20 protein-coding genes are annotated in these 19,575 nt (G+C 73.4%); 13 read left to right on the top strand and 7 right to left on the bottom strand.

Annotated features, from left to right (window positions below):
* The first annotated feature begins 87 nt into the window (after positions 1 to 87).
* Genes AB0K34_RS29460 through AB0K34_RS29470 form a run of 3 tightly spaced genes read left to right on the top strand, consistent with a single transcriptional unit; the run spans position 88 to position 3,751 of the window.
* Positions 88 to 1,170 carry an ABC transporter permease gene (locus AB0K34_RS29460; protein WP_301176369.1) on the top strand — a complete coding sequence of 361 codons (1,083 nt, stop codon included), beginning with the start codon at positions 88 to 90 and terminating at the stop codon, positions 1,168 to 1,170.
* Positions 1,167 to 2,243, top strand: a complete 1,077-nt coding sequence (locus AB0K34_RS29465; protein ID WP_301176368.1) for a sugar ABC transporter substrate-binding protein — start codon at positions 1,167 to 1,169, stop codon at positions 2,241 to 2,243. Before AB0K34_RS29460 ends, AB0K34_RS29465 begins: the two co-directional genes overlap by 4 nt.
* On the top strand, positions 2,243 to 3,751 hold the full coding sequence (locus AB0K34_RS29470) for a sugar ABC transporter ATP-binding protein (protein WP_301176367.1): 1,509 nt from the start codon (positions 2,243 to 2,245) through the stop codon (positions 3,749 to 3,751). Before AB0K34_RS29465 ends, AB0K34_RS29470 begins: the two co-directional genes overlap by 1 nt.
* On the opposite strand, the gene AB0K34_RS29475 is transcribed toward AB0K34_RS29470, so the two are convergent.
* The 3 genes from AB0K34_RS29475 to AB0K34_RS29485 form a co-directional block, all read right to left on the bottom strand.
* Entirely contained in the window at positions 3,748 to 4,686 is a 939-nt protein-coding gene (locus tag AB0K34_RS29475; protein WP_301176366.1) for a TIGR03621 family F420-dependent LLM class oxidoreductase, read from the bottom strand. The two genes, AB0K34_RS29470 and AB0K34_RS29475, sit on opposite strands and share 4 nt — an antisense overlap.
* A gap of 186 nt (positions 4,687 to 4,872) precedes the next feature.
* Positions 4,873 to 5,391, bottom strand: coding sequence for a GNAT family N-acetyltransferase (locus tag AB0K34_RS29480; RefSeq protein WP_356948772.1), 519 nt, complete (start codon positions 5,389 to 5,391; stop codon positions 4,873 to 4,875).
* Positions 5,388 to 6,452, bottom strand: a complete 1,065-nt coding sequence (locus AB0K34_RS29485; protein WP_356948771.1) for a phosphotransferase family protein — start codon at positions 6,450 to 6,452, stop codon at positions 5,388 to 5,390. The genes AB0K34_RS29480 and AB0K34_RS29485 overlap by 4 nt, the downstream gene beginning before the upstream one ends.
* A gap of 106 nt (positions 6,453 to 6,558) precedes the next feature.
* Between AB0K34_RS29485 and AB0K34_RS29490 the strand changes: the two genes are divergently transcribed.
* The 5 genes from AB0K34_RS29490 (at position 6,559) to AB0K34_RS29510 (ending at position 11,684) form a co-directional block, all read left to right on the top strand.
* The gene (locus tag AB0K34_RS29490) at positions 6,559 to 7,851 is read left to right on the top strand and encodes an acyl-CoA dehydrogenase family protein (protein WP_301176365.1); all 1,293 of its coding nucleotides are present in this window, start codon (positions 6,559 to 6,561) and stop codon (positions 7,849 to 7,851) included.
* Positions 7,844 to 8,476, top strand: a complete 633-nt coding sequence (locus tag AB0K34_RS29495) for a TetR/AcrR family transcriptional regulator (protein ID WP_301176364.1) — start codon at positions 7,844 to 7,846, stop codon at positions 8,474 to 8,476. Before AB0K34_RS29490 ends, AB0K34_RS29495 begins: the two co-directional genes overlap by 8 nt.
* A 71-nt stretch (positions 8,477 to 8,547) precedes the next feature.
* Positions 8,548 to 8,910, top strand: a complete 363-nt coding sequence (locus tag AB0K34_RS29500) for a VOC family protein (protein ID WP_301176363.1) — start codon at positions 8,548 to 8,550, stop codon at positions 8,908 to 8,910.
* Positions 8,911 to 9,123: 213 nt separating this feature from the next.
* Positions 9,124 to 10,545, top strand: coding sequence for a hypothetical protein (locus AB0K34_RS29505; RefSeq protein WP_301176362.1), 1,422 nt, complete (start codon positions 9,124 to 9,126; stop codon positions 10,543 to 10,545).
* Complete coding sequence (locus tag AB0K34_RS29510; protein ID WP_301176361.1) at positions 10,542 to 11,684, top strand: hypothetical protein; 1,143 nt, start codon at positions 10,542 to 10,544, stop codon at positions 11,682 to 11,684. The genes AB0K34_RS29505 and AB0K34_RS29510 overlap by 4 nt, the downstream gene beginning before the upstream one ends.
* Here AB0K34_RS29510 and AB0K34_RS29515 read toward each other — a convergent pair.
* A complete protein-coding gene (locus AB0K34_RS29515) occupies positions 11,677 to 12,489 on the bottom strand; it encodes a PIG-L family deacetylase (protein ID WP_301176360.1) in 813 nt (270 codons plus the stop codon). The two genes, AB0K34_RS29510 and AB0K34_RS29515, sit on opposite strands and share 8 nt — an antisense overlap.
* A gap of 86 nt (positions 12,490 to 12,575) precedes the next feature.
* Positions 12,576 to 13,430 carry a class II glutamine amidotransferase gene (locus AB0K34_RS29520; protein ID WP_301176359.1) on the bottom strand — a complete coding sequence of 285 codons (855 nt, stop codon included), beginning with the start codon at positions 13,428 to 13,430 and terminating at the stop codon, positions 12,576 to 12,578.
* Between the two features lie 89 nt (positions 13,431 to 13,519).
* On the opposite strand from AB0K34_RS29520, the gene AB0K34_RS29525 reads away from it, so the two are divergent.
* The 3 genes from AB0K34_RS29525 (at position 13,520) to AB0K34_RS29535 (ending at position 15,999) form a co-directional block, all read left to right on the top strand.
* Positions 13,520 to 14,020, top strand: a complete 501-nt coding sequence (locus AB0K34_RS29525) for an HAD domain-containing protein (RefSeq protein ID WP_301176358.1) — start codon at positions 13,520 to 13,522, stop codon at positions 14,018 to 14,020.
* Between the two features lie 108 nt (positions 14,021 to 14,128).
* Positions 14,129 to 15,136 carry a methyltransferase gene (locus AB0K34_RS29530; protein WP_301176357.1) on the top strand — a complete coding sequence of 336 codons (1,008 nt, stop codon included), beginning with the start codon at positions 14,129 to 14,131 and terminating at the stop codon, positions 15,134 to 15,136.
* 101 nt (positions 15,137 to 15,237) lie between these two features.
* Positions 15,238 to 15,999 (top strand): SDR family oxidoreductase, encoded by a 762-nt coding sequence (locus tag AB0K34_RS29535; protein WP_301176356.1) that lies wholly within the window; start codon positions 15,238 to 15,240, stop codon positions 15,997 to 15,999.
* 31 nt (positions 16,000 to 16,030) lie between these two features.
* Here AB0K34_RS29535 and AB0K34_RS29540 read toward each other — a convergent pair whose 3' ends face one another.
* A complete protein-coding gene (locus tag AB0K34_RS29540) occupies positions 16,031 to 16,684 on the bottom strand; it encodes a CoA pyrophosphatase (RefSeq protein ID WP_301176355.1) in 654 nt (217 codons plus the stop codon).
* Complete coding sequence (locus tag AB0K34_RS29545) at positions 16,681 to 17,520, bottom strand: helix-turn-helix domain-containing protein (RefSeq protein ID WP_301176354.1); 840 nt, start codon at positions 17,518 to 17,520, stop codon at positions 16,681 to 16,683. The genes AB0K34_RS29540 and AB0K34_RS29545 overlap by 4 nt, the downstream gene beginning before the upstream one ends.
* Positions 17,521 to 17,586: 66 nt before the next feature.
* Between AB0K34_RS29545 and AB0K34_RS29550 the strand changes: the two genes are divergently transcribed.
* Both AB0K34_RS29550 and gltX read left to right on the top strand, forming a co-directional pair.
* Positions 17,587 to 18,195, top strand: coding sequence for a TIGR03086 family metal-binding protein (locus AB0K34_RS29550; protein WP_364552199.1), 609 nt, complete (start codon positions 17,587 to 17,589; stop codon positions 18,193 to 18,195).
* Positions 18,196 to 18,255: 60 nt separating this feature from the next.
* Positions 18,256 to 19,530 carry a glutamate--tRNA ligase gene (gene gltX, locus AB0K34_RS29555; RefSeq protein WP_364552201.1) on the top strand — a complete coding sequence of 425 codons (1,275 nt, stop codon included), beginning with the start codon at positions 18,256 to 18,258 and terminating at the stop codon, positions 19,528 to 19,530.
* The last annotated feature ends 45 nt before the right edge of the window (positions 19,531 to 19,575 follow it).

Consider the following 19,575-nt stretch of genomic DNA (forward strand, 5'->3'; position numbering starts at 1 on the left):
CCACCCCGCGCACCCCGGCAAGGGCGCGTTTTCATTGGGTGAAACGGCTTCCTTGTGGCGCCGTGCGGCAGGTCACATGCTCGCCGCATGTCCGTACGAAAGCCCGCGGCCGAGCCGGCCTCGGAGAACGGCAAGGACGACCAGGAAGACAAGGACGCCGCAGACGGCGCGCCCGGCGCGTCCCGGGGGCACCGGCTCCGGACGCGGCGGCGGCCCGTCCCCGACGAGGCCGCCGTCGTCGGCGTGCTGGTCCTCCTGGTGCTCGGCGTCGGCCTGCTCAAGCCGGACTTCCTGCAGACCGGGAACCTGCTGACGACCGCCCACAACTCCGTCTACGTCGGCTTGATGGCGTGCGGGATGGTGTTCGCGCTCGCCATGCGGGAGGTGGACCTGTCGGTCGGCGGCATGTACGCGATGGGCATCGTCGTCGGCGCGCTGCTGATCCGGGACGGCTGGAACCCGTGGCTCGCGGCCCTCGCCGTGCTGGCGCTGTCCGCGGCGCTCGGGGCGGTCAACGGCGCCATCACCGCCTATCTGCGGCTGCCGTCGTTCATCGTCACGCTCGCCACGCTGATGCTGCTGCGCGGCATCGGGCTCGCCCTCGCCGAGGGCAAGCAGGTCACCGACCTGCCGCAGGACCACGCGTTCTTCAGCGTGCTCGGCGGCGGGGAGTCGCTCGGCGTCCCGAACGCGGTGTGGGTGTTCGCGGGGGCCGTCGCCGTACTGACCGTCGTGTTCACCCGGACGCGGTTCGGCGCGCGGGTCCGGGCCATCGGCTCCAACCCCGAGGCCGCCGAGTTCGGCGGGCTGCCCGTCACCCGCACCCGCATCGCCGCGCTGGCGCTGTCGGGCCTGATGGCGGGGGTGGCGGCCGTCCTCGCCCTGGCGTTCTTCATCGCCGGGGACCCCACCATCGGCCAGGGCTACGAGCTCACCGCCATCGCCGCGGCCATCATCGGCGGCACCCCGCTGAAGGGCGGCACCGGCTCCGTCGTCGGCGCCGCGGCGGGCACCCTCATCCTCGGCGCCGTCACCGCGGCGCTGGTGTTCTTCGAGGTCCCCATCAACTGGACGACCTTCGCGACCGGCGGGGTGATCCTCGCCGCCGTCGGCGCCGCGCCGCTGCTGCGCCGCGTCCGTGACCTGCGTTCCCCAGGGAGGAACCCATGATCCCGCGTCCCCGCGGGCCCGTCGCGGCGGCCGCCGCCCTCGTGCTCGGCGCCGCCCTCGCCACCGCGTCCTGCGGCGACGGCTCCGGCTCCGGCGGCGAGAGCGGACGGCTCAAGATGGGCATCGCCGTCGCCAACTACAGCCTGAACTTCGCCCGCGAGATGTACGAGGGCGCGACCGAGGCCGCGAACCGCGCCGGGAACATCGACTTCAAGGTGGTCGGGCCGCCCAACACCGACGGGCCCGCCGAGCAGCAGCTGTTCCAGAACCTCACCGTCACCCACCCGGACGGGATCGTGCTGGAGAACCTCGACCCGCCGATCTTCACCCGCCCCGCGGCGCAGGCCGTCGACAAGGGCATCCCGATCGTCGCGCTCGACACCGCGCCCACCGACGGCAGCAAGGTCACCTTCTACGTCGGCAACGACAACTACGAACTCGGCGGGATGCTCGCCGAGGCGGCCGTGAAGAAGCTCGGCAAGGACGCCAGGGGGAAGGTGGTCGTCGGCGTCCCGAACCCGGGCACGCCCGTCCTCGACAGCCGCGCCAAGGGGATCAAGGACACGTTCGCGCGGCTGGCGCCCGGCATCCGCGTCCTCGGCCCGTTCCAGACCTACAGCGACCCGGCGCAGAGCTACGGCGCCTGGCAGTCGCAGGTGAACGCCAACCCCGACGCCCTCGCCTTCCTCGGCGTCGGGGACGCCGACAGCTACAACCTCGGCCGGCTCAAGGACCAGAAGCACGGCACGTACCTCACGGCCGGGTTCGACGTCGACCCCAAGACCCTCGAATACATCAAGAAGGGCACCAACTTCGCGGGCATCGACCCCGAGCACTACCTCAAGGGCTACGTCGCGACCTCGATGCTGATCTCGTCGGTGCGCAAGAACGACGGCAAGCTCCCGGACGGCTGGTTCAAGACGCCGGGCTTGGTGATGGACGCGTCCAACATCGACGACATCATCAAGCGGCAGCAGTCGGTGCAGAACGCCTACCAGTGGTACAAGCCGCACCTCGACAAGCTCCTGGCGAATCCGGACGCGAGCATGCGTCCGCTGAAGGAAGCCCGCTGATGCTGGTCGCGTCGGGCCTGGTCAAGCACTACGGCGGCGTCACGGCGCTCGACGGGGTCGGCATCGCCCTGGACGCGGGGGAGGTGCACGCCCTCGTCGGGGAGAACGGCGCCGGCAAGTCCACCCTCGTGAAGATCCTGTCCGGGGTGGTGCGGCCCGAGGGCGGCACCGTGGAGCTGGACGGCGTGCCCGTCCGGTTCGCCGACGCGCGGCACGCTGCGGCGCAGGGCGTCGCGATCGTCTCGCAGGAGCTGATGACCTACGACGACCTGACCGTGCTGGAGAACCTGTTCCTGTACGGGGCGCCGCGCCGCCGCGGGCTCGTCAGCACGCGGGAGATGCGGCGGCTCGCCGCGCCCGTCCTCGCCGAGCTGGGCCTGGACCCGCCCCCGCACGCGAAGGTCGGCGCGCTGCCCCTCGCCGACCGGCAGCTCCTGGAGATCTGCCGGGCGCTGCTGCAGGACCCCCGCGTCCTGATCCTGGACGAGCCCACCTCGGCACTGCCCCGCGACGCCGCCGCCCGGCTCGCGGCCGTCACCCGGCGGCTGGCCGGGCGGGGCCTCGCCGTCCTCTACATCTCGCACTTCCTGGAGGAGGTGATGAGGGTCGCGACCAGGGTCACCGTCCTGCGGGACGGCCGGGTCGTGCTGCCGGGCGCACCGGCCGCCGACGTCGGCCTGGACTCCCTGGTCACCGCGATGCTCGGGCAGCCCGCCCGGCACGCGGAAGCCGCAGCCGCCGCCCCGCGCCGCCCCGGCGGGGCGGCGGCCGCCCGCACCGCGGTCGCCCTCGCCTCCGTGACCGTGCCGGGACGGCTCCGGGACGTGTCGCTCACCGTCGCGCGCGGCGAGATCGTCGGGCTGGCCGGGCTGCAGGGGTCCGGCCACCTCGCCGTGCTCGACGCCGTCTGCGGCCGGGCTCGGCCCGCGTCCGGGACGGTCCGGCTGCCGGACGGCCGGTCGCCGCGCTCGCCCCGACACGCGGTCACGATGGGCGTCGCCTACGTCTCCGGCGACCGCAAGGGCCGCGGGCTGATGCTCGACAAGGCGCTCTGGGAGAACATCACGTCGGTGAGCTGGCTCGGGCAGGGCCGCGGCGGGGTCATGCCGCGGCGCTCCCGCCTCGTCGCCCGCTCCCGCGAGCATTTGGAGCGGCTCCGCGTCCGCGGCGGCGTCCACGCCCGCGCGAGCGACCTGTCCGGCGGCAACCAGCAGAAGGCCGTGTTCGCGAAGTGGCTGGACGCGGACCCGGACGTCCTCGTCCTCGACGACCCGACCCGCGGTGTGGACGTCGGCGCCCGCGGCGAGCTGCACGGCATCGTCCGGGGCCTGGCCGCCGAGGGGAAGGCGGTGCTGATCGCCTCCAGCGACCTCGCCGAGCTGGTCGAGCTGTGCCACCGCGTCGTCGTCCTCCAGCACGGCCGCATCGTCGCCGCCCTCGCCGGCGACCGGCTCACCGAGCAGGAGCTGAGCCTCGCCATGAACGCGGGCTTCGCCGCCCCCGGCTAGCCGGCCAGGAGCCCGACGACGGGCGCGAACGCCTCCATGGCCGAGTCCGGGACCTGGTAGTAGGTGAAGCCGTAGCGGTCGCGGCGGGCGAGCATCTGCTCGGCCATGTGCTCAGGCGGGCCGACGAACTGCGACGGCATCTCCAGCACGAGCCCGGCCGACGACGTCCCCCAGCCCCGCGTCACCGCGACGCGGGCGGCGGTGCGGCGCGGGTCGTCCCCGAACACGGGGTTCACCATCATGCTCAGCTCCACGTCCCGGCCGCCGGCGGCCTCCCGGACCCGGTCGACCTTGCGGGCGATGGTGTCCGGCAGCCGCTCGGTGAGCTCGTCGGAGATCGCCCCCTCGGGCAGGGCGCGAGGGAGGACGCCGACCGTGTCGGCGTGCCGCCCGGCGATCCCGAGCATGCGGGCGCTGCCCGCGCCGACGACCAGCGGCGGCCGCCGCTCCGGCCGCGGGAAGACGGTCAGCCCGTCGACGCGGTAGTGCTCCCCGGCGAAGTCGGTCTTCTCGCCGCCGAGGAGGCTCCGCAGGATCCGCAGCGACTCCTCAAGCCGCCCGACCCGCGTCCCGGCCGGGTCGAACGGCATTCCGGCGGCCTCGTACTCGTCGCGGAGCCAGCCCGCGCCGATGCCGAGCTCGAACCGCCCGCCCGACAGGTGGTCGAGGGTTGCGGCCTCCTTGGCGAGCATCACCGGATGCCGGAAGTCGTTGGCGAGGACCATGGTGCCCAGCCGCAGCGTGGTCGTGGCGGACGCGGCGGACGCCAGCGCCACCATCGGCGCGAGCTGGTCGCCGAACGGCTCGGCGACGAAATGGTCCCGCAGCGTCAGCACGTCGTATCCGAGGGCTTCGGCGCGCCGCGCGGTCTCGACCAGGCCGTCGCCCGACCTGATCGACTCGCCCACGACGCCGAAGCGGAAGTTCCCTGCCATGCCATGAGCGTGCCCGCCGGGCGGGTGCGGGCGCTGGCGGGAATCCGACATGAGGGTTCCCGGCAGGGGGTCTCGACCGGCGGAACGGGACGAGCGGCTCGGTCGCCGTCCGTGCGGCGTAAGGGCGTCACCGACTGCCCCGTTCGCACCGGTCCCTTCCCAGGCTGCGTCGCGCCGCGCGGATTTTCAAGCTCCGCGGGGCTCCACCCGCTGCGCCAGCAGGCGCCCCGGCCAGTCGCCGACGGTGAACTCGGCGACGGGTTCGAACCCGTTGCGGCGGTAGTACTCGACGAGCCGCCCGTCGCCGCCGCCGTAGCAGTCGACGCGCAGCAGGGAGACGCCCCTGGCCCGCGCCTCGTCCTTGGCCTTCGCGATGAGCGCGGAACCCACGCCGTGCCCGGCGAACGCCCGGTCGGTCACCAGCAGCGTGATGTACAGTTCCGGCTCGCCGGCCGGGTCGACGTAGGGCGCCGGACGGGGCGCGACCGCCATGACCCCGGCCGGGCGGCCGTCCACCTGCCCGACCCAGAGCTCGTCGTCCCGGGCGATGCCCTCGATCCGCTCCACCCGGCGCGGATCGCCCGACCACGGCTCGCTGCCCCACTGGCCCGTCCGGCCGCGGGCCGCGAGCCACGCGACCGCGCCGTCCAGCATGGCGAGCATCAGCGGCGCGTCCGCGGGCCCGCCGCTCCGGATCTCGATCATGCGCCGATGAAGCCCTGCGCGCGGCGGAACAGGCCGAGGGTGATCGCGTGCAGCAGGTCGCCGGTCTCCCGGGGCGCCTTGCCCGCGAACGCGCGGGCGTGCGTGCCCTCCAGGACGATGCCGAGCTTGAAGCAGGCGAGCACCGCGTACCAGGTGATGGACGACAGGTCGCGCCCGGCGACGGCGTCCGCGCGCTCGGCGTAGGCGGCGACCAGCTCCCACGCGGCCGGCAGCCCGCCCGCCTCGCCCAGCGGCCCGGCCAGCGCGGCGCTCTGGTCGTCGCGGTCCGGCCAGGTGGCCAGCAGCCAGCCGAGGTCGAGCAGCGGGTCGCCGATCGTGCACATCTCCCAGTCGACGATCGCGGCGACCTCGGGGCCGTCGAAGGAGTACATGAGGTTGGCCAGGTGGTAGTCGCCGTGCAGGATGCCCGGCCGCCACACCTTGGGACGGTGCCCCTCCAGCCAGCGGGCGACGTCGTCCAGGCCGGGGATGTCGGGGCCTGGGTAGCCGTCGAGCGCGCCGTAGGAGTCGAGCTCGGACATCCAGCGGCCGACCTGCCGCTCGAGGAACCCCTCGGGCTTGCCGAAGTCGCCCAGCCCGGCCGCCTCGTGGTCGACGGCGCCGAGCGCCGACAGCGCGCGCGCCGCGTTCAGCCCCATCTCCCGCCGGACGGACGCGTCGCCCGCGTGCAGGGCCGGGAGCGTGACCGAGGCGTTGAAGCCCTCGACCGGCGTCATCAGGTAGAAGACCGCGCCGCCCATCACCGACTCGTCCGGGCAGGCCGCGATGAGGCGCGGCGCCGGGACGCCGGTGCCGTCGAGGGCCCCCAGCACGCGGGCCTCGCGGCGCAGGACGTCGTTCGTCCTGGCCCGCAGGTGCGCCGGGCCGCGCCGCAGCACGTAGTCGCGGCCGCCCCGGCGGAACCGGATCAGGGTGTTCTGCGTGCCGCCCGCGAGCGGCGCGACGTCCTCGAACGGGCCGCCCGGCAGGCCCCGGTCGTCCATCCACCCGGCCAGGACGGCGAAGTCCACGAGGGCGCGGTCGATCTGCTCAGGCTGCACGGCGGGTCCCTTTCCGGCGCAAGGTCATCCGGAGGGTAACAGTCATGCACTTGCATTACTTACTGAGGTAGGTCGATTATCGGGGAAACGACGCAGGAGGCTCGCCATGGCATGGGACTTCGAGACCGACCCCGACTACCAGGAACTCCTCGACTGGGCGGACGCCTTCGTCCGGGACGAGGTCGAGCCGCTCGACCTGGTGCTCGGCGACCCCTACGACAAGGGCGACCCCCGCTACAAGCGGCTCGTCCGCCCCCTCCAGGACCAGGTCCGCGCCAAGGGGCTGTGGGCCTGCCACCTCGGCCCCGACCTCGGCGGGCAGGGATACGGCCAGGTCAAGCTGGCTCTGCTGAACGAGATCCTCGGCCGCTCCCGGTGGGCGCCGTCGGTGTTCGGCTGCCAAGCGCCCGACTCCGGCAACGCCGAGATCATCGCCCACTTCGGCACGCCCGAGCAGAAGGACCGCTACCTGCGCCCCCTGCTGGACGGCGACATCTCCTCGTCCTACTCGATGACCGAGCCGCACGGGGGAGCCGACCCCACCCTGTTCACGACCCGCGCCGTCCGGGACGGGGACGGCTGGGTCATCAACGGCGAGAAGTGGTTCTCCTCCAACGCCCGCCACGCGACCTTCCTGATCGTGATGGCGGTGACCAACCCCGACGTGTCGGCCTACGAGGGCATGTCGATGTTCATCGTGCCCGCCGACGCGCCCGGGCTCACCACCGTCCGCAACGTCGGCGTCGGCGGCGAGCGCGAGGGCTCGCACGGCTACCTGCGCTACGAGGACGTCCGCGTCCCGGCCGAGAACCTCCTCGGCGACGAGGGCGGCGCGTTCGTCATCGCGCAGACCCGCCTCGGCGGCGGCCGCATCCACCACGCGATGCGGACGATCGCGCAGGTCCGCAAGGCGTTCGACATGATGCTGGAGCGGGCGGTGTCCCGGCAGACCCGGTTCGGCGCCCTGGCCAAGATGCAGATGACCCGCGAGAAGATCGCCGACAGCTGGATCGAGATCGAGCAGTTCCGGCTGCTCGTGCTGCGCACCGCCTGGCTGATCGACAGGCACGGCGACTACAAGAAGGTCCGCAAGGACATCGCCGCCGTCAAGGCCGCGATGCCGAAGGTCTACCACGACGTCGTCCAGCGCGCGATGCACCTGCACGGCGCCCTCGGCGTCTCCAACGAGATGCCGTTCGCCGGCATGCTGCTCGCCGCCGAGGCGCTCGGCATCGCCGACGGCCCCACCGAGGTCCACAAGATCACCCTGGCTCGGCAGCTGCTGCGCGACGTCGAGCCGGTCGAGGGGCTGTGGCCGTCCGGCCACCTGCCGACCCGCCGCGAGGCCGCCCGCGAGCGCTTCGCCGAGGCCCTGGAGCTCGCGATCGCCGATGAGTGACACCCGCGAGCGGCTGCTGGACGCCGCCGAGGCCCTGTACGCCGCGCGCGGCGTGGACGCCGTCAGCCTCCGGGAGATCCTCCAGGAGGCCGGCGCCCGCAACGCCACGGCCGTCCAGTACCACTTCGGGGACCGCGCCGGGATCCTCCGCGCGATCTTCGCCCGGCACGCCCCCGACGTGGAGGCCCGCCGGCACGCCCTGCTCGACGCCTACGAGGACGGCGAGCGGGGCGTGCGCCCGCTCGCCGCCGCCCTCGTCCGCCCGCTCGCCGCCCGCCTGGCCGACCCGTCCGGCCGCGCCTACCTGCAGATCTGGGCCGACGTCGTGAACCGGCCGAACCCGCTCGTCCCCATGGCGGTACTGGACGACCCCCGCGACAGCCTCTGCCGCTGGCGGAACCTCGTCGAGCCCCTCCTCGAAGAGGATGCCGCCCGCCTGCACCGCCGCTTCACCGCCATCCTGTACGCGTCGATCGAGCTGGCCCGCCGCGCCCGCTCCGGCCCCCGCACCGACGACCGCCTGTTCACCAGCTACCTGATCGACGTCGTCGCCGCGATCCTCGGCGCCCCCGTCTCGCCCGAGACCCGCCGCCTCGCCGCCGAACGCGACGCCGCCCGCCGCTGAGGTGCCATCCGTCCAAGACGGGGCGGATCCTCGCCCCGCACACTGGGCATGCCAGACCCAGGGAGGACGACATGACGAGTGAGATCCGCCGGACCTTCTACCCGCTGATCAGGTCCGCCGACCCGGCGCGGACGATGGCGTGGCTGGAGAAGGCGTTCGGCTTCGCCGAGATCGCCGCGCACCGGGACGACACCGGGAGGATCGTCCACGCCGAGATGCGCTTCGACACCGGCCTGCTGATGCTCGGCACCGCCGACACGGCCCCGGCCTCGGTCTACGTCGCGGTCGACGACCCCGACGCCCACCACGACCGGGCCAAGGCAGCCGGCGCCGAGATCACCAGCCCCCTCACCGACCAGGACTACGGCTCCCGCGACTACGCGGCCCGCGACCCCGACGGCAACACCTGGTACTTCGGCACCTACCGCCCCTGATCACCACCGCCCCTGATCACCACCGTCCCTGACCACCCCGCCCCGTCCGCGGATATTCGGAGGCTCGGGAGCGGGGGCGGTGTTACGGTTCGGGAGCCGGCCGCGGGACTTCGGTGCGACTTCCGGAACCCACCTTTGAAGTGATGATTCGCCAGCTCGCGCTTCCCTTCCCCGGCCGGCGCCCCCCATCGCCCCCACCGAGCCCGGGAAACCATGAGCGAGACGTTCGCGGACCTCGTCGCGTGCGAGGACGTGCTGATGTTCGTCAACGCGGCGATCACCTCGACCGGGCAGCGGGAGTTCCACGGCGACGCGGCGGAGCAGCGGCTCAGCCTCGGTTTCCTGCACGAGTACATGCTGGAGAACTACCGCGAGGTCTACGCGGCCGCGCTGGCGCTGGACGTCAACGACCACAACGCGGCGATCATCATCCGGAACCTGCTGGTGCGGGCGGGCGATGTCGCGGTCGAGCGGCGCAGGCGCGAAGGGCTGCTGATCGCCCGGCGGCTGGAGACGATGCCGCAGCAGCGCGTGTACCGGGTCTTCCGGGACCTGCGGCGGCTCGGGGTGAACAACCGGCGGACGCGCGCCATCATCCGCGACTGGATGGCCGGGCGCCGCGACCCCGCCTTCGACTTCGTGAAGTACCGCGGGGCGGTGAGGGACGTCGCGCGGCACGCGCACCTGCGGCTCGAACCGGAGCAGCACTCCTTCCTGTTCGCGCCGCGGTCGGTGAAGGCGTTCCAGACGCCGATCTTCGAGCGGTGGCGCCGGGCGCACTACGAGCAGGCCGCCGTCTACGAGCTGCCGTACACGGTCGCGGAGGGGTTCGCGGCCAAGCACGGGATCCCGCGCCAGGTGTTCCTGGAGCGGATCGAGCACCGGATGACCCGGCTGGAGCGGCTGCGCATGCAGGGCGCCGGCGTCTCCGCGGACCTGGGGGAGATGCCGCTGACGCGGCTCGCGTCGTACGTGCTGTCGCTGTCGCTGGACGAGCGGTCCGCGCGGCGCGCCGAGCTGTCGCGGGCGCTGCGCACCGCGGCCCGGCGGGTCGCCGGGGCGGCGCGCGGGTCGTGGGGCCGGGTCGCCGCCGTGCTGGACGACAGCTACTCCTCCCTCGGCTCGGGGGAGAAGCGGCGCCGCCCGCTGGCGGTCGCGCTCGCCGTGCACTACCTGCTGGAGGCGCTGGCGAAGGACTACACGCCGCTGTGGACGTCGGGCCGCACCGACGAGCTGCTGCTCTACCCGTCCGGCCCGACGCCGCTCGGCCTGCGGATCATCGACGCGCTGGACACCGCCCCCGAGCGGCTCCTCATCGTCTCCGACGGCTGGGACAACGCCCCGCCCGGCCTCGCCGCCGACGTGCTGCGGATCTGGCGGACCCGGCTCGACCCGGGCCACCGAGTGGCGAACGGCCAGCGGACGCTGATCGTGCACCTCAACCCGGTGTACGACGCGGAGGGCTTCGAGGTGCGGCGGCTGGCCCCGGCCGTCCCGACGGCGGGCATCCGCGACGCCGAGAACCTGGCCACGCTGGTGGAGCTGGCGCGGTTCGCCGAGGGCCGGGTCGGGCTCGCCAAGCTGCAGGCCCACCTCGACGACCGGGCCGCCCGTTTCCTGGGGGCGCCGGCATGACCTTCGACCTTGAGGGACTGGAGACCGGCCCGGCGCAGGCGTGGGGTTCGGTGCGGCTCGTCCCGCTCATCCGCGACGAGCCCGTCCCCAACCTGCGGCTGCACCGCAAGGTGTACGCCGAGCCGGTGTCGGTCGTGGACGTGGGCAACGCGTACTACGTGTCGTTCGTCCCGCACGCGTTCGTGGCCGCGTGGGACGACGGCGACCAGCTCCCGGGCGCCTCCTACGGGACGCGGCTGCTGGACCGCGCCAGTGAGCAGGCCCCGCCGCGCATCCCGGTGCGGGTCGTGCGGCGCATGGCGCGGAAGGCGGACCGCAACCGGCTCCGCTTCCTCCCCCTGCACCTGGCCGTCGAGGGCTACCTCGCACTGCACTTCGGCGGCCCGGAGATCGCCTGGGAGGAGTGGGCGCGCCGGGCCGTCGCCCGGGGCCTGTCGCCCCGCTGCGAGGAGACCTACACCGGGCACCGGGTGCGCGGCCTGGAGGACGCGCTGAGGATCTTCGAGATCCATCCGGGGCAGTGCGGCGTCATGGTCTACGTCGCGGACTCGCTGGCGAGCGCCTTCGTCGTCCCGCACCCCGACGACTACCGGGCGCTGCACCCGACGCTGGTCGAGGACCTGTTCGGCGAGCTGATCTACATGTACGGGCTGCTGGGCGCGCCCGCCGGCGACCTGTCCGCCCGCATCGACGGCACCGGCATCCGCACCCTGGCGGACCTGCGGGCCGCGGCCGAGATCCAGCGGGAGGAATGGGCGTCGTTCCACGACGCGGTGATGGCCGGGCAACTGTTCGACGAGGACGGCACCCGGCAGGTCGTCCAGCACCTGCACGGGTTCGAGCTCGCGCGGTTCCTGCCGTCGTTCGCGCTGCGCGGCGAGAACCACATCGGCGAGACGATCACCGACGGGGACGGCCGGGTCGCCTACCTGAAGTCGTTCCGGCTGTCGGACACGCAGGTCAGGCGCGGATACCTGCTGCGCAGGCTCGCCGAGCACGACTGGCGGCTGAGCGCCGCCGCCGCGGCCCTCGGCACCGACGAGGGGGCGCTGGCGCTGCGCCTGGAGCGGGCGGGGTTCGGGTACCTGCTGCGGCAGGACGTCCTCGACCACTACCGGGCGCAGCGGCGGGCTACCTGAGGCCGGCGAACAGGTCCTCCTCCTTGTCCGGGGCCTCGACGCGGCAGAAGTGCCGGACGAACGCCTCGTACGAGAACGCCGCGCGCTGCATCTCCTCCGGCATCCGCAGCAGGAAGATGTTCTCGCCCTGGCTGGCGTGCGCCTCCAGGGCCTTGCGCTTGGCGTCCACGTGCGCGGAGACGTCGACCGCGCTGGTGATCAGCTCGTCGGGGGTGCCGAAGTCCTCCGGCGGGTCGAAGTCGATCTCCACGCCGGCCTCCCGGACGGCGTCGAACATCTGCTTGATGCCCGACCGGGGGATGGCGGTGTAGTACAGCTTGTCGGGCACACCGGTCCGCTCCGCGGCGGCCAGCGCGATGCGGTGCGCCTGGATGTGGTCGGGGTGCCCGTAGCCGCCGTTCTCGTCGTAGGTGACGACCACCTGCGGCCGGTACCGCTCCATCAGCTCGGCGAGCCGCCCGGCGGACTCGTCGAGCGGGACGTTCGCGAACGCGCGCGGGTCGTCGTTGGTCGCCCAGCCGTCCATGCCGGAGTCGCGGTAGCCGAGCAGCTCCAGGTGATCGATGCCGAGCAGCGCGACCGACTCGCGCAGCTCGCCGAGGCGGCGCCGCGCGACCTCCTCGGCGTCGTGGCCGGGCTCGCCGGGCTTCACGCCGCCGGAGTCGTCGCCCTGCTCGCCGTTGGTGCAGGTGACCAGCACCGTGCGGATGCCCTCGGCGGCGCTGCGGGCGAGCAGGCCGCCCGTTCCGAGCACCTCGTCGTCCGGGTGGGCGTGGACGGCCATCAGCGTGAGTTCGTGCGTCATCCGGGCTCCTCAAAGGGTTTCGGCCGTCCACCCTACGTCCGGTCGCGCGGAGTTGATCACATCTGGGTCGAGCACACCCGGGTCGTTCACACCTGGGAGGTGGATTCCGCCGGCGACAGGTCCGCGACCGTCAGCGGGTGCGCGGGCGCGTCGAACGGGAACGCCGAGGTCGCCTGCAGGCCGTCCAGGATGAGCAGTTCGCCGGGGGCGAGGAGCCGCCAGCCGGGGTCGTCGTCCATCCGCTCGCTGGCGATGACGACCGCCGGGCACGCCTCCCGGTGCGCCGCCACCCGCACCTGGCCGGGCTCGTGGCCGGACGCCAGGTGCCGGGCGGGGCCGGGCTTCTCCAGCGTCGGCGTGAGCACCCACAGCTCGTGGGTGTCCGGGTAGCGCAGCGCCCACAGCCGCCGCGACTCGGCGAGCAGGACGTTCAGCGCGAACACGGGCAGCTCGGCGGCGATGCGGCGCACGGCCGCGACCAGCCCGGCGGTGGTGTCGCCGTGCCGCCGGATCTCCGCGGTGATGTAGGCGAAGACGAGCTCGGAATCGGTCTGGCCCTGCATCAGCGCCCGGTCCACGTCGGTGAGCCACGAGCCGAGGCCGTCGAGGCCCCGCACCACGCCGTTGTGGGCGAACAGCCGGTCGTCCATGACGAACGGGTGCGAGTTGTGCACGTCCGGCGCCCCCGTGGAGGCGTACCGGACGTGCGACATGAACGTGTGCGACACGATGTTGCGCGCCTCGGCGTTGAAGTCGGCGTCCTGGAACGCCGCGATCGGCGCGCGGTCGCGGACGGGCTCCTCGCCGAGCGAGAACCAGCCGAGCCCCGTCCCGTCCGGCATGCGGCGCGACTGGAACTCCAGGCTCTCGGGCGCGTCCAGCAGCCAGAACGTGGCGTGGACGCGCGGCCCGCCCGTGGTCATCCCGAACAGTCGGCACATGCCCGGAGGATGCCCGCCCGGCGCCCTCCGGAACACGGCGCGCGAAATGACCTTCGACCCCGGGCCCGCGATGACGTACCGTCCGGTGTATGGGGTCGCCGGTGGTGCTGCTGGACGTCGACGGGGTGCTCAATCCGTTCGAGAGGCCCCATCGCGGGTTCAGACGGCACCAGTGCTCGCCGAACGGCATGCGGTTCAAGCTCTGGCTCAACCCTGCGCACGGCCCGGCGCTGCTCCAGCTCGCCGAGTCGACCGGCGCCGAGCTGGCCTGGGCGAGCTACTGGTGCGGCCACGCCAACGGCTGGATCGCGCCCAGGATCGGGCTGCCGGAACTGCCGTTCGTCCCGATCCCGTCCTATCCCGGCAGCGCGGAGGGCCGCTCGCTCGGCGCGTGGAAGGCCCGCCACGTGGCGGCGTGGGCGGAGGGCCGCCCGTTCGTCTGGTTCGAGGACGAGCCGGACGCCACCGAGTGCATCGCCGGCGAACCCGGCGTCGCCGAGCACCTCCTGGTGGAGATCGACCCGCTCACCGGGCTCACCGACGAGCACCTCGGCATCGCCGAGACCTGGCTCCGCGCTCTCAGCCGCTGACCCGGCGCCCATGTGGGCGCCCGGCCCGGCGGGGAAGGTTCCATTCGTCCAAGACGGCGTACGGCGGGGGTCCGTAGCGTCCTCGGACGAACGGAAAAGGAGCCGACGATGTCGAGATCACCATTGCTGGACGCGGCCTTCGGATACATGCCGGCGCAGATCGTGCACACGGCCGCGGAGATAGGCGTCGCGGACGCCCTGGCCGACGGGCCGAGGTCGAGCGGGGAGCTGGCGGAGGCGACCGGCACCCATGCGCCGTCCCTCCTCCGCCTGCTGCGCGGCCTCGTCACCCTGGGCGCCGTCGAGCAGAAGGAGCAGGACCTGTTCGCGCTGACCGCCGAGGGGCAGCGCCTGCGCGCGGACGCGCCCGACTCGGTCCGCGCCCTGATCAGGCTGTTCTGCGGCCCCGATGTGTGGCGGACGTGGGGCGACATGACCGGGACGCTGCGCACCGGCGAACAGGCGTGGAAGCGCGTGAACGGCCGGACGTCCTTCGAGTACTTCGCGACCGACCCGGAGCTGTCGGCCACGTTCAACACGGCGATGGCCGAGCACACCCGCGCGGTCGCGCCCGAGATGATCGGGGCCCACGACTTCTCCCGCTACGGGACGGTCGCTGACCTCGGCGGCGGCGACGGCACGCTGCTCGCCGCGATCCTGCGCGCGAACCCGGGCCTGCGCGGGCTGCTGTTCGACCTGCCCGCCGGCCTCGACGCCGCGTCCGGCACGCTGGCGGACGTCGCCGACCGGGCCGAGATCGTGCCGGGCGACTTCTTCGAGTCCGTTCCCGCCGGTGTTGACGCCTACGTGCTCAAGAGCGTCCTGCACGACTGGAGCGACGAGAAGGCCCTCGCCATCCTGCGGAACATCCGCGCGGCGATGGAGCCCGGCGCGCGGGTCGTCGTCCTGGAGCAGGTGATGCCGGAGATGGTCACGCCGGAGACGGCCGGCGTCGTCCGCAACGACCTCAACATGCTCGTCGCCACGGGCGGCCGCGAGCGCTCCGAGGCCGAGTTCCGGGACCTGCTGGACGCGGCCGGGTTCACCGGCGTCTCGTTCACCGGGCCGCTGCCCCCCTCCTCCTACTACGTGATCGAGGCCGCGCCCGCGGCCTAGCGCTCCGCCGAGGGCGCTCGCACCGGGGGCCGCTTACCCCGGCACACCTCGAACGTGCAGGATGGACCGTGGTAAGCGACCCCTGACGAAGGAGTGCCCCCATGAGTCCTCTCGCCGGCCGTACCGCCCTGGTCACCGGAGGCAGCCGCGGGATCGGCAGGGCCATCGCGCTCGCCCTGGCCGCCGACGGGGCCCGGGTGGGCATCGCCTACCGGCGGGACGAGGAGGCCGCCCGCAAGACCGTCGCCGACATCGAGGCCGCCGGGGTGGGCGGCCGCGCCTTCCGCGCCTCGGTCGACAGCGTGGACGACTGCCGCGGCCTCGCTGGGCAGGTCGAGGAGGAGTTCGGCTCCCTCGACATCCTCGTGCACAGTGCCGGGATCGCCAGCCGCGGCAACAGCGTCGCCGACACCGACCCGGCCGAGCTGGAGCGGGTCATGCGCGTGCACGCGTTCGGCCCGCACCACGTCAGCCAGGCGCTGCTGCCGCTGCTGCGCCGCGCCGAGCGCGGCGACGTCGTGTTCGTCTCCAGCGTGATCACCGACATCATGCCGCCGTTCGGCGGCCCCTACGCGATGGGCAAGGCGGCGATGGAGGCGCTCGCGCAGGTCCTCGCCAAGGAGGAGCGCGGCAACGGCATGCACGTCAACGTGGTCGCGCCCGGGCTGGTCGACACCGACATGGGACGCCGGCTCGTGCGCGCCACCGCGGGCGTCGAGGACATCCGGCAGCAGGACGCCATGTCCCCGTACGGGCACGTGTGCTCGCCCGAGGAGGTCGCCGACGTCGTGCGGTTCCTCGTCTCGGACGGCGCGTCCTACGTCACCGGGCAGCGCATCGTCGTGGACGGCGGCACCTTCTGAGCCGGCGGCCGTAGGGCGCGAGCGCAGCGGGTCAGTTGCGCGTCCAGTCCGGCTGGGCGAAACCGGCGACCCGAGCGGGCCTGCCGAGCAGCACGACCTCCCGGAACTGCCACAGCATCGCCCCGGTCGGGGCGTGCACGCGCCACCTCGGGCCGAGCCGCATCTGCAGGAGGCTCCCGCCGTCCGGCTGCGGGACCCAGTGCGGGGTGTCGTCGTCCGCCAGCCTCCGCAGGCTCGTGTAGTGGACGGAGTGGACCTCGTCCGGGCTCGGCGCGAGCGGGCCCGGATCCCGCAGCGCCACCACGATCGGGGTGATCGCGAAGCCGGAGCTGGCGGGGAAGTCGTCGAGCCGGCCGAGGACGTCCGCCGGCCCGGCGGCCAGCCCGATCTCCTCGTGCAGCTCGCGCAGCGCCGCCTCCTCCTCGGTCTCGCCGTCCTCCAGCCGCCCGCCCGGCAGCCCCCACTGGCCCGCGTTCCGCCCCCGGTAGGCGCGCTTGATCAGGATCACCGACGGGACGCCGCCGTGCTCCACCGCGCACAGCACGACCCCGGCGCGGCGCAGGCCGGGCGCGTCCGGCACGGTCGTGTGCGCGAACGAGCCGAGCCTCCGGGCCGCGAGCGCCCCGAAGGCGTCCAGGTCATCGAGGGGGTCGGGGTCGCCGGGGGAGGGACGGGGGACGGTCATGCCTCGATAGTGCCAGGACCCGCCTCGCGGGCGTACCGCGCGGGCGGCGTCCCGACGGCGGCGGTGAAGTCGCGGGTGAAGTGCGCCTGGTCGGCATAGCCCAGCTCGGCCGCCAGCGCCGCCCAGTCGACGCCCGCGCCGGACGCGGCGCGCTCGGCGGCCTCCTGCATCCGGAACCGCCGGATCACCCATTTCGGGTTGATCCCCACGTACTCGTGGAACAGGCGCTGCAGCCCCCGCACGCTGAGCCCCTCCGCGGCGGCCAGCTCGTCCACCCGGACGAGGCCGGGGCGCTCCGCGATCCGCGCGACCACCGAGGCGGCCCGCTCGGCCGCCGGGTCGGGCTCGGGGGCCGCCTCCGCGAGGAACCCCTCCAGCCGGGCGACGCCCTCCTCGGCGCTCGCCGCCGCGAAGACCTCCCCGGCGAGCGCGAGCCCCGCCGCGCCGAACACCTCGTCCACCCCCGCGAAGCGGCCGGTCAGCGAGGCGGCGGGCGCGTCCATGAACGGCCTGAACCCGCCCGGCCGGAACGCCGCCCCGACCACGCGGCCCTCGCCGTGGATCTCCTCGACGAAATCGTCCCGCACCACGCCCGCGATCCGCGCGCGCGTCGCCCCGGACGTCAGGTAACTCGTGAACGTGACGTGCACGGACGGGCGCGTCAGCACCTGCTGCCGGTGCGGCGGACGGCCCCGCAGATCCCAGCGCAGCACCCAGAAGTTCGCCACGAACGGCGCGAGGGCGGGGCAGGGCGCGATCCGCTCCACGTCGAAGCGCTCCAGGCCCGTCCGGGGGCGCAGGATGCCCCGCGTCCCGCCGGGTAGGGATCGGTCCATCGGATCCAGGCTACCGGTGTCGCGTTTCTTCAAGACCCGCGCCGCGTTCCGTCCTAGCGTGGACGGATGTTCGAACTGATGAGCGAGGGAAAGACCATGGATATCCGGAGCCAGATGCTCTCCGCCGCCGAGGCCGCGGCGCGGATCGTCCTGGAGATCCCGCCCGCGAAACTGGACGCGCCGACCCCGTGCCCCGAATGGGACGTGCGGGGCCTGGTGAACCACCTGATCCTGTGGACCGGGCGGGCCGAGGCCGCCGCGCGCAAGGCGCCGCCGACCGGGCCCGGGGAAGACCACGACTTCACCGCCGAGCCGCACTGGGCCGAGCGGTTCGAGGAGCAGTCCCGCAAGACCGCCGAGGCGTGGCAGGACCCCGCGGCATGGGAGGGCGACACCAGCCTCACCGGCGCCAAGGAGGGCATGCCCGCCGGGTTCATCGGCGGGATCGTGTTCGTCGAAGGCGTCCTGCACGGCTGGGACCTCGCGGTCGCCACCGGCCGCGAGCCCGCCTTCCCGGCCGAGACCGTCCAGGCGGCCTGGGAGCAGACCCGCGCGATGGCCGACGTCAGCCGGAAGTACGGCGCGTTCGGGCCCGAGGTGCCCGTGGCGGAGGACGCCCCCCTGCTCGACCGGGTCCTCGGCCTGGCCGGCCGCGACCCGCGCTGGAGGCCCTGAATCCGCGGCGGCGCGCGGGTCCCGGCGCGAGCGGGGGCCCGCGCGCTCTACCCTTGAGGCATGTCTTCGAGCTCTTCGATCCGCGTACGCTTCGCCCCGTCCCCGACCGGCATGTTCCATGTCGGCGGCGCCCGCTCGGCGCTGTTCAACTGGGTGATGGCCGCCCAGTCCGGCGGGACGCTCGTACTGCGCATCGAGGACACCGACGCCTCCCGCAACAGCCCCGAATGGACCGAGGGCATCATCCGCGCCCTCGCCTGGCTCGGGATGGACGGCGAGCAGTACGAAGGCCCCTACTTCCAGTCCGCCAACGCCGACAGGCACGCCGAGGCCGTCCAGACGCTGAAGGACGCCGGCCGCGCCTACTACTGCGACTGCAGCCGCGAGGCGATCGTCGCCCGCACCGGCGACCAGCACAAGGGCTACGACGGCTTCTGCCGCGGCCGCGGCCTGGAGCCCGGCCCCGGACGCGCCCTCCGCTTCCGCACCCCCGACGAGGGCCAGACCACCGTCGTCGACCTGCTGCGCGGCAAGCCCGTCTTCGAGAACGCCGTCCTGGAGGACTTCGTCATCGCCCGCGCCGACGGCTCGGTCACCTTCCTGCTGGCCAACGCGGTCGACGACATGAGCCAGGGCATCACCCACGTCGTGCGCGGCGAGGAGCACCTGTCCAACGCGCCCAAGCAGCAGCTGCTGTGGGAGGCGCTCGGCGGCGAGCCGCCCGTCTGGGCGCACGTCCCCGTCATCGTCAACGAGAAGCGGCAGAAGCTGTCCAAGCGCCGCGACAAGGTCGCCCTGGAGGACTACCGCGCCGAGGGCTACCTCGCCGAGGCCATGCGCAACTACCTGATGCTGCTCGGCTGGGCCCCGTCCGGCGACCGCGAGATCGTCCCCTGGGACGTGATCGTCGACGAGTTCCGCATCGAGGACGTCAACTCCTCGCCCGCGTTCTTCGACGAGAAGAAGCTCCGCTCGTTCAACGGCGAGTACATCCGCGCGCTGCCCGTCGAGAAGTTCATCGCCGAATGCCTGCCCTTCCTGGAGCGGGCGCCCTTCGACGTGGACGTCGCCGTGTTCGCCGAGCTCGCGCCGCTCGCCCAGACCCGGATCACGCTGCTCTCGGAGATCGTCCAGATGATCGACTTCGTCTGCCTGGACGAGCCGCCGATCGACGAGCAGTCCTGGAAGAAGGCGATGAAGGAGCCCGCCGCCGCGATCCTCGCCGCCGCCGAGGACGCCTACCGGGACGCCCCCTGGAACGCCGCCGAGCTGAAGGACCGGCTGGCCGCCGCCTCGCCGCCCGCGCGCTGTCCGGCATCTGGACGATGGAGATGATCGAGATGCTGCGCGGCAACGCCACCGCCGAGGAGATCCAGTCCC

Source organism: Actinomadura sp. NPDC049382 (genome assembly GCF_040677125.1).
GTDB classification, from domain to species: domain Bacteria; phylum Actinomycetota; class Actinomycetes; order Streptosporangiales; family Streptosporangiaceae; genus Spirillospora; species Spirillospora geliboluensis.